General features: G+C 34.1%; 20 protein-coding genes. 13 read left to right on the top strand and 7 right to left on the bottom strand.

The genetic code is table 11. From position 1 onward, the window contains the following. The first annotated feature begins 566 nt into the window (after positions 1 to 566). From ACHZK0_RS24920 to alo, 6 genes are all read left to right on the top strand, one after another. Entirely contained in the window at positions 567 to 1,244 is a 678-nt protein-coding gene (locus ACHZK0_RS24920; RefSeq protein ID WP_151035631.1) for a response regulator transcription factor, read from the top strand. Between the two features lie 370 nt (positions 1,245 to 1,614). After that, complete coding sequence (locus ACHZK0_RS24915; RefSeq protein WP_061679286.1) at positions 1,615 to 2,628, top strand: siderophore ABC transporter substrate-binding protein; 1,014 nt, start codon at positions 1,615 to 1,617, stop codon at positions 2,626 to 2,628. A gap of 19 nt (positions 2,629 to 2,647) precedes the next feature. Beyond that, positions 2,648 to 3,664, top strand: a complete 1,017-nt coding sequence (locus ACHZK0_RS24910; protein ID WP_061679285.1) for an ABC transporter permease — start codon at positions 2,648 to 2,650, stop codon at positions 3,662 to 3,664. Beyond that, positions 3,661 to 4,725, top strand: coding sequence for an iron chelate uptake ABC transporter family permease subunit (locus tag ACHZK0_RS24905; protein ID WP_064449605.1), 1,065 nt, complete (start codon positions 3,661 to 3,663; stop codon positions 4,723 to 4,725). The genes ACHZK0_RS24910 and ACHZK0_RS24905 overlap by 4 nt, the downstream gene beginning before the upstream one ends. Next, positions 4,722 to 5,474 (top strand): ABC transporter ATP-binding protein, encoded by a 753-nt coding sequence (locus ACHZK0_RS24900; RefSeq protein WP_064449606.1) that lies wholly within the window; start codon positions 4,722 to 4,724, stop codon positions 5,472 to 5,474. Before ACHZK0_RS24905 ends, ACHZK0_RS24900 begins: the two co-directional genes overlap by 4 nt. Positions 5,475 to 6,118: 644 nt before the next feature. Continuing rightward, positions 6,119 to 7,657: an anthrolysin O/cereolysin O family cholesterol-dependent cytolysin Alo gene (gene alo, locus ACHZK0_RS24895; protein ID WP_262740520.1), complete on the top strand. Its 1,539-nt coding sequence runs from the start codon at positions 6,119 to 6,121 to the stop codon at positions 7,655 to 7,657. 51 nt (positions 7,658 to 7,708) lie between these two features. Here the strand turns inward: alo and ACHZK0_RS24890 are convergent, their stop codons facing one another. The 3 genes from ACHZK0_RS24890 to ACHZK0_RS24880 form a co-directional block, all read right to left on the bottom strand. After that, positions 7,709 to 8,989, bottom strand: a complete 1,281-nt coding sequence (locus ACHZK0_RS24890; RefSeq protein WP_395760984.1) for a purine/pyrimidine permease — start codon at positions 8,987 to 8,989, stop codon at positions 7,709 to 7,711. Positions 8,990 to 9,112: 123 nt separating this feature from the next. Continuing rightward, a complete protein-coding gene (gene cynS / locus ACHZK0_RS24885; protein ID WP_087955069.1) occupies positions 9,113 to 9,562 on the bottom strand; it encodes a cyanase in 450 nt (149 codons plus the stop codon). 31 nt (positions 9,563 to 9,593) lie between these two features. Next, on the bottom strand, positions 9,594 to 10,175 hold the full coding sequence (locus ACHZK0_RS24880) for a beta-class carbonic anhydrase (RefSeq protein WP_262740522.1): 582 nt from the start codon (positions 10,173 to 10,175) through the stop codon (positions 9,594 to 9,596). Positions 10,176 to 10,342: 167 nt separating this feature from the next. On the opposite strand from ACHZK0_RS24880, the gene ACHZK0_RS24875 reads away from it, so the two are divergent. After that, positions 10,343 to 10,774, top strand: a complete 432-nt coding sequence (locus tag ACHZK0_RS24875; RefSeq protein WP_087955067.1) for an Lrp/AsnC family transcriptional regulator — start codon at positions 10,343 to 10,345, stop codon at positions 10,772 to 10,774. Positions 10,775 to 10,966: 192 nt separating this feature from the next. On the opposite strand, the gene ACHZK0_RS24870 is transcribed toward ACHZK0_RS24875, so the two are convergent. Together ACHZK0_RS24870 and ACHZK0_RS24865 are read right to left on the bottom strand one after the other, a co-directional pair. After that, positions 10,967 to 11,119 carry a DUF896 domain-containing protein gene (locus ACHZK0_RS24870; protein ID WP_395760983.1) on the bottom strand — a complete coding sequence of 51 codons (153 nt, stop codon included), beginning with the start codon at positions 11,117 to 11,119 and terminating at the stop codon, positions 10,967 to 10,969. Between the two features lie 3 nt (positions 11,120 to 11,122). After that, a complete protein-coding gene (locus ACHZK0_RS24865) occupies positions 11,123 to 11,767 on the bottom strand; it encodes a nitroreductase family protein (protein WP_395760982.1) in 645 nt (214 codons plus the stop codon). Between the two features lie 164 nt (positions 11,768 to 11,931). On the opposite strand from ACHZK0_RS24865, the gene ACHZK0_RS24860 reads away from it, so the two are divergent. The 6 genes from ACHZK0_RS24860 to ACHZK0_RS24835 all read left to right on the top strand — a co-directional run bounded on the left by ACHZK0_RS24860 (position 11,932) and on the right by ACHZK0_RS24835 (position 14,400). Continuing rightward, complete coding sequence (locus ACHZK0_RS24860) at positions 11,932 to 12,288, top strand: winged helix-turn-helix transcriptional regulator (RefSeq protein ID WP_000712644.1); 357 nt, start codon at positions 11,932 to 11,934, stop codon at positions 12,286 to 12,288. A 71-nt stretch (positions 12,289 to 12,359) separates the two neighbouring features. Then, positions 12,360 to 12,761 (top strand): phosphate-starvation-inducible protein PsiE, encoded by a 402-nt coding sequence (psiE, locus tag ACHZK0_RS24855; protein ID WP_087983029.1) that lies wholly within the window; start codon positions 12,360 to 12,362, stop codon positions 12,759 to 12,761. A 143-nt stretch (positions 12,762 to 12,904) separates the two neighbouring features. Beyond that, entirely contained in the window at positions 12,905 to 13,420 is a 516-nt protein-coding gene (speG, locus tag ACHZK0_RS24850) for a spermidine N1-acetyltransferase (protein ID WP_262740524.1), read from the top strand. A gap of 179 nt (positions 13,421 to 13,599) precedes the next feature. Continuing rightward, positions 13,600 to 13,806, top strand: coding sequence for a DUF3955 domain-containing protein (locus tag ACHZK0_RS24845; RefSeq protein WP_262740567.1), 207 nt, complete (start codon positions 13,600 to 13,602; stop codon positions 13,804 to 13,806). Positions 13,807 to 13,887: 81 nt separating this feature from the next. Continuing rightward, positions 13,888 to 14,100, top strand: a complete 213-nt coding sequence (locus ACHZK0_RS24840; RefSeq protein ID WP_270606342.1) for a DUF3955 domain-containing protein — start codon at positions 13,888 to 13,890, stop codon at positions 14,098 to 14,100. A gap of 63 nt (positions 14,101 to 14,163) precedes the next feature. After that, positions 14,164 to 14,400 carry a DUF3947 family protein gene (locus ACHZK0_RS24835; protein WP_262740525.1) on the top strand — a complete coding sequence of 79 codons (237 nt, stop codon included), beginning with the start codon at positions 14,164 to 14,166 and terminating at the stop codon, positions 14,398 to 14,400. A 33-nt stretch (positions 14,401 to 14,433) separates the two neighbouring features. Here the strand turns inward: ACHZK0_RS24835 and crcB (ACHZK0_RS24830) are convergent, their stop codons facing one another. Continuing rightward, positions 14,434 to 14,790, bottom strand: coding sequence for a fluoride efflux transporter CrcB (gene crcB / locus ACHZK0_RS24830; protein ID WP_262740526.1), 357 nt, complete (start codon positions 14,788 to 14,790; stop codon positions 14,434 to 14,436). Beyond that, on the bottom strand, positions 14,787 to 15,191 hold the full coding sequence (gene crcB, locus ACHZK0_RS24825; RefSeq protein WP_270341071.1) for a fluoride efflux transporter CrcB: 405 nt from the start codon (positions 15,189 to 15,191) through the stop codon (positions 14,787 to 14,789). The genes crcB (ACHZK0_RS24830) and crcB (ACHZK0_RS24825) overlap by 4 nt, the downstream gene beginning before the upstream one ends. Between the last annotated feature and the right edge of the window lie 14 nt (positions 15,192 to 15,205).

Below are 15,205 nucleotides of genomic sequence, written 5' to 3'. Positions count from 1 at the left end.
AGATACAAAATAATCGATTTCTTGTATGTTAAGGAACTGGTTATTTGTTTTTCTATTTTTTAGGGAGTTTTTCTGGTAATGGTGTATACAAATAATAAAGTTGTTTAATTTACAATAAAGACGTTTAAAACAAAGTGTTTTTAATTGTGTGATTCGTGTTAACCCATATAGATCAAGAGAGAAACTTTATTGTAAATAGATAAAATAAAAGCAAGACTAATACTTAAAATTATACGTATCTCGGCTGTACTCTCATAAATAACTGTAGAAGATAAAAATCTCGTTATGGGGATGGGGCGGTATCCCTGAAACAAAAAATGAAGAAATAGTTATTGATGATAATCAGGTAGATACTATAGCTGCACCTTAATGATTAAATAATATTTATTTAAATATTCATATCTTTTGTATTCGTCTCCATATCTATTGTAAGATTATATAGAGTTCCCCTAATAAGCTGTTATAATGGCTTTTTTTAGGAGTTTAATATTTATAAATCTTACATTATTTTTTTTGAGATAATTTTTTATCTAACTAAGTTATATTGAAGTAGAGGTGAACCATCGGTGAGGCAGGTGTTAGTAATTAAAAATGAACGGTCTTTAGCAAAGAAAATCGTAAGCGGTCTAAAGAAAGAAGGCCATTTCATTTTAAAACTTCACAATGAAAACGAAGGTTTAAATATAATATATGAACAAGATTGGGATATTATCATATTGGATTGGGATTCATTAAGTATATCCGGACCAGAAATTTGCAGACAAATACGACTTGTTAAAACGACACCGATCATTATTGTGACAGACAATATTTCTAGCAAGGATTGTATAGCAGGGCTACAAGCAGGAGCAGATGATTATATTAGAAAACCATTTGTGAAAGAAGAATTAGTAGCGAGGGTTCAAGCTATTTTAAGGAGAACTGACTATAATCAGCAAAATGAGATAAACTTTTTTCAATTTAAAGATCTCTTTGTTGATGCATCTAGCAATATTGTAAAAAAAGGTGGTAAAAATCTCTCGCTTACGAAGCGTGAGTACGATTTACTTGTATTTTTAATCAAGAATAAAAATACAATATTGAGCCGTGAAATGCTTTTGAATCAGGTTTGGGGATATAACGTAGTAGTAAATCCAAATGTAGTAGACTTATATATTGGGTATGTAAGAAAAAAGTTAAAGTGCGAGAAGAAAGACCGATATATTCAAACGATACATGGCAGAGGCTATTCAATGGTTGAATGATAAAAATAAGATGATAAAATAGTTTCTGTGAAATATTAAAAGACGGAAACTATAAAAAGAAGATTGCTATCAGATAGTGGAATATGTAATGGGCCCTTTTTTGCAGTAGAAATCATGGTATATAAGGTGCTAATCTATCAGTTAGTACGTGTGGGGGATGGATCTGGTGGAGACTGTATCTAATTTGTTTTTAATTTTGTTAACTCACACCATTCACAAGATTTTCACAGAATTAATGACTATACTTATTTACAGGATGTTCAAATGAAAATGATTATCAATAGCAATTTAGATACATGAAAGTTACTATCTAATTCAATCTATGGACGTCATCATTTTCGAACTAAATTACATAATAAGGAGTATACGTATGAAAAAAACTATGCTTTTAAAATTAGTAAGTATTCTAGCAATTTTCACTTTAATGTTAGTAGCTTGCTCAGATTCAGGTAAGGAAACTTCGAAAGCTAATAAAGGTGATAGTAGTGATAAGCCAAAAACGGTTGAAATCACTGATGCTCATGGAACTGTTAAAGTCCCTGTAAATCCAAAGAATGTAGTTGCTTTAGATAATAGAACTTTTGAAACTTTAGCTGATTGGGGAATTAAATTAGCGGCTGCTCCAAAGGATATCATGCCTGCAGATTCAGCATATAAAAAGGATGATTCAGTTAAAAATATCGGGAATCACCGCGAACCAAATCTTGAAATCATTGCAGCGGCAAACCCTGAACTTGTAATCGTTGGTCAAAGATTTGCTGATCATTACGAAGAAATCAAAAAATTAGTGCCAAAAGCAGCTGTTATTGATCTTAATTTTGATGTTTCTGAGAAATCTACTACGCCTGGAAAAAATTTAGTAGATGGACTTAAAAATTCTACAACTACTCTAGGAAAAATCTTTGATAAAGATAAAGAAGCTAAACAATTAGTAGCTGATTTTGATAAATCTATTGAAAAAGCAAAATCTGCTTATAACGGAAAAGATAAAGTTATGAGTGTTATCGTTACTGGTGGGAATATTGGTTTTGCTGCTCCACATTCTGGTCGTGTTTGGGGACCAATGTATGAAATTTTCGGTTGGACTCCAGCATTAGAAGTGTCTAATTCTACTGCAGGTCATAAAGGTGATGACGTTTCTGTTGAAGCTATCGCACAAACAAATCCTGATTGGCTTTTCGTATTAGATCGTGATGCTGCAACATCTGATGCAGCTAAGTCAACACCTGCTAAGGATGTTATTTCTAAATCACCAGCTCTTCAAAACACAACTGCTGTTTCTAAAAAACAAGTTGTTTATGCACCAGAAGATACTTACACAAATGAATCAATTCAGACTTATGTAGAGTTATTTGGAAATCTTGCAAAAACTTTAGCTAAGTAGTGTAAAGGGGTACGAAACAGTGTCAAAAAATATGATTTCTAGGGTTGAGAATATTTCTCAACCCCAGTTTTATAATCACAATAAAATATGGACAAAACCTTTTATAATAGCGGTTATAGTTGTTATAATTTTAGGGATTATATCACTGTTTACTGGAGTTTATGATATACGTGGACAAGAGGACGGAATGGAGATGTTTTTCATCACTCGTGTTCCGAGAACTGTTGCATTAATGCTTACTGGAGCTGCGATGGCGATGGCAGGACTCGTCATGCAATTAATTACCCAGAATCGTTTTGTTGAACCTACTACAACGGGTACTATTGAATGGTCAGGCTTAGGCCTGCTTTTTGTGTATTTATTATTTCCTGCCCCGACTTTAGTTCAAAGAATGACTGGTGCAATCATTTTTTCTTTTATAGGAACTATGATTTTCTTTCTATTTTTAAGAAGAGTTAAGCTTCGTTCGTCTTTAATTGTCCCGATTATTGGATTGATGCTTGGAGCAGTTATTTCTGCAGTGTCTACTTTTTTGGGACTTCTTTTTCAAATGACACAAAGTATTGAAACTTGGTTCGTAGGTTCATTTGCTAACATTCAGGTGGGAAGGTATGAATATTTATGGCTGATTGTTATCATTACTTTGCTTATTTTTATGTATGCGAATAGATTGACTTTAGCTGGACTAGGAGAAGATGTCGCAACAAGCCTTGGCGTTAATTACAATAGAATTGTTCTTTTTGGGACTGCTCTTATCTCTGTTGCAGTTGGAATTGTTGCAGCTGTTATTGGACACTTACCTTTCTTAGGATTAATTGTGCCAAACATTGTTTCCATGTTTAGAGGCGATGATCTTAGAAGTAATTTACCTTGGGTTTGTGTGATTGGAATGGGGACAATAACTGCCTGTGACATCATTTCTCGAACAATTATAAAGCCTTTTGAAGTCCCTGTTTCTTTAATACTTGCAACAGTGGGAGCGGTCGTGTTTATTACTATTCTATTGAGACAAAGAAAACCAAGGAGGCTGCGATGATCACATTAGAATATAAAAATAAAGAAAATGTCGAAATCGATTCTAGCCTTCATAATGCAAGTAGATCAGCTAGTGCTTTTCGTTCTAAAAAGGAAGCAAGACGTTATTGGATTTTACTCATAACATTGATCGCTTTAGGTCTCCTTTCTTCATATGGACTTTTAGTTTATAACAATCCAGTTCCGATAGATTCACCTTCTTTTATCCCAGTTGTTAAGAGAAGGATAGTAGCTATTGTTGCAATGATTATTGCTGCAGTTTGCCATAGCTTATCGACAGTTGCTTTCCAATCTATTACGAATAATAAGATTATTACTCCTTCACTTTTAGGTTTCGAATCACTTTATTCGGCAATTCAAACGAGTACAATATTCTTCTTTGGTGCTAGTGCATTAATAAACTTTAATGGAATTGGATCATTTTTATTTCAAGTTGTTGTGATGGTCTTCATGAGTTTGATACTTTATGGATGGTTACTTTCCGGTAAATATGGGAATTTACAACTTATGCTTTTAGTTGGAATTATTATTGGTACCGGGCTAAATTCTGTGTCAACTTTTATGAGAAAACTACTTGCGCCTTCAGAATTTGATATTTTACAAGCGAGATTATTTGGTTCTGTTAATCATGCAGACCCTGCATATTTTCCTATTGTAATTCCTATGATCATAATTGTAGCGGTATTAATTTTTGCTCATTCTAAGAAGTTGAATGTTTTGTCACTAGGAAAGGATGTTGCTACTTCTTTTGGGGTTAAATATCAACCTAGTGTAATTTATACGCTTGTGTTAGTAGCTATTTTAATGTCTATCTCAACAGCTCTAATTGGGCCACTTACGTTCTACGGCTTTTTAGTAGCAACTTTGAGTTATCAGGCGGCGTCAACTTATGATCATAGATATATTTTCCCAATGGCTTTTGCTATAGGATTTTTAATAATGACGAGTGCATACTTTTTAATGTATCATGTATTCCATGCTCAAGGGGTAGTTTCAGTTATTATTGAATTATTTGGTGGAATCATATTCTTAACTATAGTTTTAAGGAAGAGGGCTTTATGATAAAAATCGATAATGTTAAAAAGTTCTATACGGATAAGGTGAAAATAGGACCTTTGGATATTGAAATACCAAAAGCGGGCTTTACTTCTTTAATTGGACCAAATGGCGCTGGAAAGTCTACGACACTTTTGATGATTGGAAGACTCTTAGATATGGATGAAGGTCAAATTCAAGTAGCGAATATGGATGTTTCTGAATCCAAATCAAAAGACTTAGCAAAAATCCTGACTATATTGCGACAAGAAAATCATTTTGTAACGAGGCTCACTGTTAGACAATTAGTTGGATTTGGGCGCTTTCCTTATTCAAAGGGTAGATTAACTAAAGAAGATGAGGTTATCATTTCTAAATATATCGATTTCTTAGATTTAACTAGTTTAGAGAATAGATATTTAGATGAGCTTTCTGGTGGTCAAAGACAAAGGGCATATGTAGCGATGGTATTGTGCCAAGAGACTGAATATGTGCTATTGGACGAGCCTCTGAACAACCTTGATGTTGCTCGTTCTGTTCAAATGATGGAGCATTTAAGACGTGCGGCTAATGAGTTTGGAAGAACAATTTTGACTGTTATGCATGACATAAATTTTGCAGCTAAATACTCTGATAAAATTTGTGCTATGAAAGATGGACAAATTGCTGCTTTTGGAACAGTAGAAGAGGTTATGGACCCAATACTTTTGACAGATATTTTTGAAACGAAAATTGAAATTATCCAAGGTCCTTATGGGCCGATTGCTGTTTATTAATTACAAAATGAGTATGAAAAAAGCTGCTGCCTATATTTTATAGGCAGCAGCTTTTTTATACGATTGCCGATGATAGCTCTGTCCTACAGGTATCTCATTATTTCCGTTCCTGCGACGCTTCCAACAATAAACTTGTAAATTACTCATAAAATGCAAAGGAATGCTTCGATTTTTTTTCAAGTATCTACCAAACGGGAAATTTATCCCGCTTTAATGGGCAGTAAGACCCCCACCTCAAAATTCAGCGAAAGCAAAGAATTTAGGTGGGGGGTCAACTGCCCATAAAAGTCCGATTGGTTCAACTAATAATCAGTGGGGGATGAAGAAAATCCCCACTGATTAAAGTTTCACTTTATCTCTGTATAACTTTTTATGAGGATTCAGCTTGGTTCTTAGTATGTAATATTGCATATAAGAGTGTATTGATAAAAGTGTAAGGGGTCACTATAATGAGGGCATAAAGATAAATCACATTTTCGTAGCAATAAAAAAGGAGGAAATAATATGGAAATCGCAATGGCTGTTTTGAAATTTGTAGGTGGCGTAATCCCGTTAATTCAAGAACTTTTAAAAGCATTTATGTAGGTTTATTAGTTAGTAATCATTTATCAATCATTATCATATCTTACTAAAAAAAGAACGGGGTGATTTTTCTGAATATTAAGAAAAACACTAAAAGAAGAAAGTTCCTTGCATGTTTATTAGTTAGTCTATGCACTATTAATTATTCATCTATTTCCTTCGCAGAAACACAAGTAGGTAATGCAACTGATGTAATCAAAAATGCTAGTGGCATTGATACTGGTATAGCAAATCTTAAATATAATAATCAAGAGGTTTTAGCTGTAAATGGTGATAAAGTAGAAAGTTTTGTTCCGAAAGAAAGTATCAATTCAAATGGTAAATTTGTAGTAGTGGAACGCGAGAAAAAATCACTTACAACGTCACCAGTCGATATTTCAATTATTGATTCTGTAGTGAATCGCACGTATCCAGGAGCTGTACAACTTGCAAATAAAGCTTTTGCAGACAATCAACCGAGTTTATTAGTGGCTAAGAGAAAGCCTTTGAATATTAGTATAGACTTACCGGGCATGAGAAAAGAAAATACAATCACTGTCCAAAATCCGACATATGGTAATGTAGCTGGCGCAGTAGACGATTTGGTATCTACTTGGAATGAAAAGTATTCTACAACACATACGTTGCCTGCAAGAATGCAGTATACGGAATCTATGGTTTATAGTAAATCACAAATCGCAAGCGCTCTTAATGTTAACGCTAAATATCTTGATAACAGTCTAAACATTGATTTTAATGCGGTTGCAAATGGAGAGAAAAAAGTGATGGTAGCGGCGTATAAGCAAATATTTTATACGGTAAGTGCTGAACTACCTAACAATCCATCCGACCTTTTTGATAATAGTGTTACTTTTGGTGAGTTAACTCGTAAAGGTGTAAGTAATTCGGCTCCACCTGTTATGGTTTCAAATGTAGCTTATGGTAGAACTGTTTATGTAAAATTAGAAACAACATCTAAGAGTAAAGATGTACAAGCTGCTTTTAAAGCTTTACTTAAGAATAACAGCGTCGAAACGAGTGGACAGTATAAAGATATTTTTGAAGAAAGTACCTTTACTGCTGTAGTATTAGGCGGAGATGCGAAAGAGCATAACAAGGTTGTTACTAAAGATTTCAATGAAATCCGAAATATCATTAAAGATAATGCTGAATTAAGTCTTAAAAATCCAGCATATCCAATTTCATATACAAGCACTTTCTTAAAAGATAATGCAACTGCTGCTGTTCATAACAATACAGATTATATTGAGACGACAACTACAGAATATTCAAGTGCTAAAATGACACTGGATCATTACGGTGCTTACGTTGCTCAATTTGATGTATCTTGGGATGAATTTACATTTGATCAAAATGGGAAAGAGGTACTAACACATAAAACATGGGATGGTAGCGGCAGAGACAAAACAGCTCATTACTCTACAGTTATCCCTCTTCCACCAAATTCAAAAAATATAAAAATCGTAGCTAGAGAATGTACTGGTCTTGCATGGGAATGGTGGAGAACAATTATTAATGAACAAAATGTTCCATTAACAAATGAAATAAAAGTTTCAATTGGAGGAACAACATTATACCCAACTGCTAGTATTAGTCATTAGGTATAAAAAAGCGCCCTGTAAGCAGGGCGCTTTTTTACTTAATCACAAATTTTACTCTTTCCAAAACTGTTCTAATAAAATAACAATCATAGTACCTACGAGTAGTCCGTTACTTAAAACATATTGTAAGGAAGAAGGAACTCCGCTAAATACACCTTCTGGAAGAAACATTATACCCAAACTGATTAATAATGAAATTCCTAATATAGTTAATCGGCGTTGATTTAATTCTTCACGTAAAATGGATTGAAGTGAAATGCCTATTACTTGGACAAATGTTGCTAAAAGTGCAGCATTAGCAATAGGTCCTGGTAGCAAGGATATAAAGTTTACAATTGAAGGAATAAAAGAAATTCCTGCTAATATAAGACTTGCTATAAGGAAAGACTTCACTTTTCTTTGTCCTGTTAGTTGAATAAATCCTGCTGATGCAGGTAATGGCACAATTCCAATGGTAGAGAACAATGATGAGATAATATGTGATATACCTCCGACCCATACACCACGGTTCAGTGTTTGTTTTTCATTTTCTTTCGATAAAGGAGCTACTTGTTTTACAGCCGAAATAGCAGCAATTGTATTTGCAACTAAAAGAAATGTAAATAAAGTTGCAGTTAGAGTCATTCCAATATCGAATTTAGGTGTGCCCCAAGCAAATATCTCTGGTAACTTAACTAGCGTTGTGTGCGAAGGTATATGAGATGATTTTCCTAATACTGCATACAAAAGCCAACCGCATGAAATTCCAAGTAATACAGCGTAACTTTTCATCCATCCTTTCCCTTTAATTGATAAGAAAGTAATAAGGGCAAAAACAAAGAGCGCAATAGTAGCTGTTGTATAGTCAGGGTGAGTTGCATATCCTTGTAATCCCATCATGCCTTTTAGTAACACACCACTAAGCTGAAGTGCTAAGATTAAAAGAAAAGTTCCTGTAACTAAAGGGTTAAATAAACATAAGATTCGATGAACAAGCCCTGTTATACCAAGAACGAAGAGTAATATACCTGCAATAATTAATCCGCCTTCTAAAAGTTGCAACACGCCTTTTGCACTTTGTCCTTGATACATAGCGACTTGTCCCAATATGACAAATATACTTACCCATGAACCGGCTGGTCCATCCGCAATAGGATAGCGATGCCCAAACCATGCTTGTATAAATGAACTTACTCCTACAACTAAAAAAGTTCGCTGCATTAATGTTGAGATATCTTCTATTGGTAAATGGAATATACCACCAATAATTATAGGTAGTGCAATTGCATTTGCTAATAAAAACACAAACCACTGTAGAATACTAAAGCTCGTATCAAAGTATTTTTTATTCATATTAGTCTCCTTTGCCCAAAAAGAATTTCATAGTTAAAATCCATCCTTTCTACACAGTTAGAAAGGATGGATTTTGTAAATCTATAAAATTATTTTAATTATATAGATGGATTTTTTGATTATTTACCATGTACGGAATGGTAAGAATTTACCGTTAAGTGTAATGACGATACGAGGATCGCCACCTTGTGGATCTTCTTGTGTATCCACACCTAGGTTGAAGTTAATTGCACTCATTACACCTTCGCCGGCTTTTTCTAAGATTAATTCTCTAAGAGTTGGTGCGTATTGTAACATCATTTCGTATAATCGATATAAGATTGGATCAGTAGGAGGCATTTGCATTACTTGCCCTCTAAGTGGAACTACTGTTAATGCTCGAACTACTTCTTCATCTAATTCTAATAGTTTACCGATTTTTTCTGCTTCCGGACGTGTCATTGTAGCTTGTCCTAATAATGCTGTTACAACCCAAGTCTCAGAATTTTCACTTACTTTTGAGATTTCTTCCCATGTTAAACCTCTTGCGATTTTTGCTTCCATAATTTTTTGCGTAGCTTCTTGTCTATTCATATTTAATAACTTCCCTTCATTTAAGTAATGATTAATGTTTCATACCATTTAATTTTTTATATCCATCGACTACTAAATCTAATTTACCTGTGTGAGGATCGATAACTAAACCATGTACAGGAACATCTTTTGGAATAAGTGGATGATTTCTTACTAAATCAACATTAGCTTGAGTCGAATCGCAGATATCATCGAATCCAAATAGCCATTTTTCAAGGTCAACACCAGCATATTCAATTGCTGATAAAATTTCTGGTGAAGCTACCCCGCGCTCTAATATTTTTTGAAGTGTTCCTTTTGGATTCGTTTGGCTCGCACCACATCTATGGTGTCCAATAAGGAAGATTTCATCTGCATTTAAATCGTATACTGACGCTACAACACTTTGCATAACACTATCGAAAGGAGAAGCAATTTTACCACCTGCATTTCTGATAACTTTTGCATCACCGTCGTGTATATCTAAAGCTTTTGGGAGTAGCTCAATTAAACGAGCATCCATGCAAGAAACAACAACCATACGTTTTTTAGGCATTTTTGTCGCTTCACGAGGAGCGTATTCCTTATTTTCTACAAATTGTTCATTGAACGATAGAATTTCTTGTAATAACATATTTGTAACCTCCTTTAAATCTAGATTTATTTTTTTGATGTGTCCTCTATGTTATAAGTGAATATACCTGATAAATAATGTGATGTAAGAGGATAAACTAAGTATAGTGAATTGTATCGATAAGCAGAATAAGTTGGCGAAACACTTTCGGGCTTTCTACTTTCACGGTGAAAGGATTGGTTTATATCATTGATCAAACAGATTTTGAGATACTGAAATTATTAGGAGAAAACTCGAGAATACAATGGAAAGAACTTGGTCAGAAAATACATATGACAGGGCAGGCTGTAGGAAATCGAATTCGGAGATTAGAGGATCTAGGAATTATTGAACAATATACTATTGCAATAAACCGAATCAAGTTAGGACAAGTAGTGACTGCATTTGTTACTTTGTTCGTAACAACAGCTAATCACCAAGAGTTTATGAATTTCTTTCAAGGAGAAGAAGGGATTTCTGAGGTACACCGTGTAAGTGGTGAGGGGTGTTATTTATTAAAAACACATTTTGCGTCCAATGAAGACTTAGATAACTTTCTAGGACGACTATTAAAATACGGGAATTATCGTGTTAACTTATCAATAGGAAAGTTGAAATAAGGTTTCTTTTCCTTGGAGGGGATGGTAACATTATTTGCTAAACCTTATTTGTATAGAGATAATGAAGTCGTTTAATGTTTATCTTAAATAGTCAGAGCCTTACTACAATGTATGTGTAGTAAGGCTTTTTTAGAGAGTTATAAATAATTTTACCTTAAAAAAATCCTGTAGCTCAGTACAGGAGATGAATCACTAAGTAACAAAAAATCTTGGTATTTTCATACGCTCATTTAATTCTGCTTTTGTTAAGCCTTCTTCTTTTTGTTTTTTAGCTAATTCATTAATTCGATTTAAAACTTCAAGCATTGTTTTCCTACCTTTCTTTTTTTGCAAGTAGTCGATCATAGTTTAATCACCATTCCAAGAAGTTACTTCATCAACAGTTAATCGAACTGTTGGGAATCCTGGTTCTTTTGCTTTGCCTAGTGCGATCATTAAGACGTCAGTTAAGTTTTCTGGAACGTTAAATGCTTTGCGGAATTCTTCAACATTATAGCCAAGCATTGGAACTGTATCATATCCTCTCGCTTTTGCAGCAAGCATCAATTGCATAGCTAATAAACCACCATCAAGCATTTGCCATTCTCTTTTTCCTTGGTCACTGACAGGTGCATAAAACTCACGAATGCTGTTGTTAAGTCTATTTTTAACTTCTTCTGTCATGAATCCAGCAGCTACTGCACGCTCATTCACCTTATTGATATGTTCGAATTCATGGGCGTTATTTTCGCTTAAAATTACGAGCATAGCAGATGCTTCTAATACTTGTGGTTGATTTAAAGCGATTGGATGAAGCTTTTCTTTTAAGTCCTGATCTGTAATTACCATGAAACGCCATGGGTTTAAGTTAGAACTACTTGGTGCTAACATTGCTTCTTCTAAAAGTTCTTTAATTTCTTCATTAGAGATTGTAACTGAAGGATCATAGGAACGAACGGAACGACGCTCACGAATTACATCATAAAAATTTGCAGTACGATTTTCTTTTTTCATTTTTAAATACCTCCACTAAGTTGATGTCCTGTTATAAGTTGCTTACATGCATCATTATGGTATAGTACAGGTACTATGAAAAGTACGCACTTTTCCGTGATATAGACACCATCTCGTGACATAGGCACGAGAAAGTGCCTATCAAAATACAGAAGGAGTTCAGTATGAAAAAAGAGTATAACAATAGAATTGAAGTCGTTTTGGATGTAATCGGAGGTAAGTGGAAATCCCATATTTTATATCATTTAACAAGCGGACCGACAAGAACGGGTGAATTAAAACGATTGGTAACCGGTATTACACAAAAAATGCTTACGGAGCAATTGAAAGAGCTTGAAAAGGATGGGCTCGTATCTAGAAAGGTATACAATCAAGTACCGCCGAAAGTGGAATATTCCCTTACAGAACAGGGGCAATCATTAAAACAAGGTTTAAAAGTCCTTTGTGATTGGGGAAGCGATTATATTAAGCATAAATATCCGAATGGTGAAGTGATAGTGAAAGAGGACGATCATATTTGATTTAACACTTCTGTAAGTATAATTTTGCTATAATAAATAAGTACTTATACGAAGGGGAGCTAAAAGAGAAAATGAAGTTTAATATCGATCATTACATAGCTAGCATTTTGCAGTGGATATTGAATATAGCGTTAATTATATTATCCATTGTATTATCTATCTTTTTAATTAACGAGACTATCACATTTATTCAATATATATTTTCAACAAAGGAATATACATCGTATAAATTGGTTGAAAGTATCATCGTCTATTTTTTATACTTCGAGTTCATTGCGTTAATTATTAAGTATTTTAAATCGAATTATCATTTCCCGTTACGTTATTTTATTTATATCGGAATTACGGCGTTAATTCGTTTAATTATTGTATCTCATGAGGAACCGATGGAGACGTTGTTATACGCAGGAGCAATTCTTGTTTTAGTTATTGCTTTATACATATCAAATATGAGAGATTTGAGAAAAGAGTAGTAGTGCAGACATAAGTTTGCACTACTTTTTTTGTGTCTTGACCTTCAAGTTGCTTGAAAGTTTACAATGAAATTAGGGCGTTTGAAATTGAAAAAAATTGAGAAATTAAGTGAAGAGGTTTCTTTTACTTGGAGGTTATAGGAATGAATCAGGAATTGAAGTTACGTCCATTAGAGCGAGAAGATTTAAAATTCGTACACGAACTTAATAATAATGCTCATATTATGTCGTATTGGTTTGAAGAGCCGTATGAGGCATTTGTAGAGCTGCAGGATTTATATGATAAACATATACATGATCAAAGTGAACGCCGATTTATCGTGGAGAAAGATAATGAGATGGTTGGGTTGGTCGAGTTAGTGGAAATTGATTATATTCATCGTAGAACAGAATTCCAAATTATTATTGATCCAAATTATCAAGGATATGGTTATGCAGCAGAGGCGACGCGTTTAGCAATGGATTACGCTTTTTCTGTATTAAATATGCATAAGATTTATTTAGTGGTGGATAAGGAAAATGAAAAAGCGGTACATGTTTATAAAAAGGTTGGATTTATGGTGGAAGGTGAACTGTTAGACGAGTTTTTCGTTGATGGTAACTATCATAATGCGATAAGAATGTGTATGTTTCAGAAGGAATATTTTAGAACGAAATAATGAATTGAAAAGGCTATAGACAGTGATTGTCTATAGCCTTTTTGTATGTCAAACAACAATAATTTATCGTAAAACAATAAATTATTGTTGACTGATAATGCGTTGGAACTTATTATGATGGTAGTAAGAATAGTAAAAAGGAATGCAGATAAATGAATTGTGAAATCAAAGGAGAATATATTATGAAAAAATATTTATTAGCAATTGTATTGATATCATTAGGGGCTACTTGTTTAATCATACATGGGACGACAAGTAAAATGGATGGAAGTGGTTTGCTTATAGAACCTTACTTCTTCCTAGTACCAGTAAGCTATCTATTGTTCTTTAGTGGTATTGCCGTGTCAGTATTTGGATTTATTACTTCAAAGTTGAAAAAACAGTAATAGATCAATCAAAGTAGTTAAATTTTCAATCTTATAGTGTTAGCCAGGTAATATTCTAGAGCATAAAAAGGAGAGATTATGATGAAGAAAAAATACTTATTAGCTTCTAGTCCAATATTTTTAGGAGTGTTATGCATAATTATGTTTAATATAATTGGTTCTGAGGTAAAACCAGACGGAACTTTAGTGGAGCCATTTTACTTGATTCCGTTAGCATATTTATTTACTTTCACTGGAATTTTTGCGTTTTTGTGTGTGGCTATTTTCTCAGTGATGCGAAAAAAGGCAGCGTAATAAAACACTTGCCATGAAATAGAAACATACGATAGGGAAGAAAAATACTAAGTGAGCTGAATCATGATGAATCATTATTTTTATAGTGGTAGACAAGTGGGAGCAGCTATTACACTGGCAGGAGCACAGGGGACAATTCATGCTGTGAATCAAGCGATTCAAATGCAGCAAACATATTTTGCACAAATGATGCAAGGGCAGTATATGTCGTACTCACAACCACCGATGCAAGTTGTACATTATGATGTGCATCCAGCAGGTTTATTTTCCATCCCGTATGGCGGGACATACTTCTTATGAAAGAAAGCGACTGATAAGAGTCGCTTTCTTTCTTTATATGCCGCCTAGTTTCATGCCAAGGAATGCAAAAAGGATACCAATCGTATAAGTGGCACTTAAATATAGAAATAGTATGCCGAAGTTTTTGCCGTTGAAAAGCTGAACAGATTCTAATTTAAACGTTGAAAATGTTGTGAAGGCACCCATGAATCCAGTCCCTAATAATAATTGCCAACTTGTAGTGACGCCGTTGCCAATTATATATCCAAGTAAAAATGCTCCTGTTATATTGATGAGAAATGTAGCAATTGGAAATGTAGTTTTATTTCTTTTTTTAAACCAATTGCTAATTGCAAATCGTGTAATAGCACCGAAGAAACCTCCAGTTGCCACTAATAAAGCTTCCATCATAAGTGATCACCTTCCGTAAGCTGTTTCTGAATTAAGAAATCACCTAGTGTATAGCCAAGAGCAGACATAAGGAGCCCACCAAGTATACTGCATGATACATATAAGAAAGCCGTATTCCATTCAGAATGATTGATTAATTGCACAGTTTCTACACTGAATGTCGAAAACGTCGTAAAGGAACCGATGAATCCAGTTCCAATGCCTGTAATAAGCTCTGAAGGTAAGATATTTCGCCGAGCAATATACGTAGTTAGCCATGCTAATAAGAAGCAGCCGATTAAGTTAATGAGCAACGTGGCTAATGGAAATGAATGATGCCATGAAGTATGAATAGTAAGACCTAAATAATAGCGAGAGAGGGCTCCTAATATACCGGCTATGCCAACGATAATATAAATCAATTTCTTCACCTCTT

The sequence above is a fragment of the Bacillus sp. 3G2 genome (genome assembly GCF_044324725.1).
GTDB classification, from domain to species: domain Bacteria; phylum Bacillota; class Bacilli; order Bacillales; family Bacillaceae_G; genus Bacillus_A; species Bacillus_A mobilis.
Note: the sequence above shows the minus strand (reverse complement) of the source record. Positions and strands in the feature narration are given on the sequence as shown.

What these genes read in the sequence shown, in the direction of transcription:
- cynS (WP_087955069.1), bottom strand. Translation starts at nt 9,562, where the DNA reads ATGAATAGACAAGAAGCTACGCAAAAAATTATGGAAGCAAAAATCGCA.
- ACHZK0_RS24865 (WP_395760982.1), bottom strand. Translation starts at nt 11,767, where the DNA reads ATGAAAAAAGAAAATCGTACTGCAAATTTTTATGATGTAATTCGTGAG.
- ACHZK0_RS24840 (WP_270606342.1), top strand. Translation starts at nt 13,888, where the DNA reads ATGAAGAAAAAATACTTATTAGCTTCTAGTCCAATATTTTTAGGAGTG.
- ACHZK0_RS24915 (WP_061679286.1), top strand. Translation starts at nt 1,615, where the DNA reads ATGAAAAAAACTATGCTTTTAAAATTAGTAAGTATTCTAGCAATTTTC.
- ACHZK0_RS24900 (WP_064449606.1), top strand. Translation starts at nt 4,722, where the DNA reads ATGATAAAAATCGATAATGTTAAAAAGTTCTATACGGATAAGGTGAAA.
- speG (WP_262740524.1), top strand. Translation starts at nt 12,905, where the DNA reads ATGAATCAGGAATTGAAGTTACGTCCATTAGAGCGAGAAGATTTAAAA.
- crcB (WP_262740526.1), bottom strand. Translation starts at nt 14,790, where the DNA reads ATGATGGAAGCTTTATTAGTGGCAACTGGAGGTTTCTTCGGTGCTATT.
- ACHZK0_RS24890 (WP_395760984.1), bottom strand. Translation starts at nt 8,989, where the DNA reads ATGAATAAAAAATACTTTGATACGAGCTTTAGTATTCTACAGTGGTTT.
- ACHZK0_RS24870 (WP_395760983.1), bottom strand. Translation starts at nt 11,119, where the DNA reads ATGATCGACTACTTGCAAAAAAAGAAAGGTAGGAAAACAATGCTTGAA.
- ACHZK0_RS24880 (WP_262740522.1), bottom strand. Translation starts at nt 10,175, where the DNA reads ATGTTATTACAAGAAATTCTATCGTTCAATGAACAATTTGTAGAAAAT.
- ACHZK0_RS24905 (WP_064449605.1), top strand. Translation starts at nt 3,661, where the DNA reads ATGATCACATTAGAATATAAAAATAAAGAAAATGTCGAAATCGATTCT.
- ACHZK0_RS24835 (WP_262740525.1), top strand. Translation starts at nt 14,164, where the DNA reads ATGATGAATCATTATTTTTATAGTGGTAGACAAGTGGGAGCAGCTATT.
- ACHZK0_RS24860 (WP_000712644.1), top strand. Translation starts at nt 11,932, where the DNA reads ATGAAAAAAGAGTATAACAATAGAATTGAAGTCGTTTTGGATGTAATC.
- psiE (WP_087983029.1), top strand. Translation starts at nt 12,360, where the DNA reads ATGAAGTTTAATATCGATCATTACATAGCTAGCATTTTGCAGTGGATA.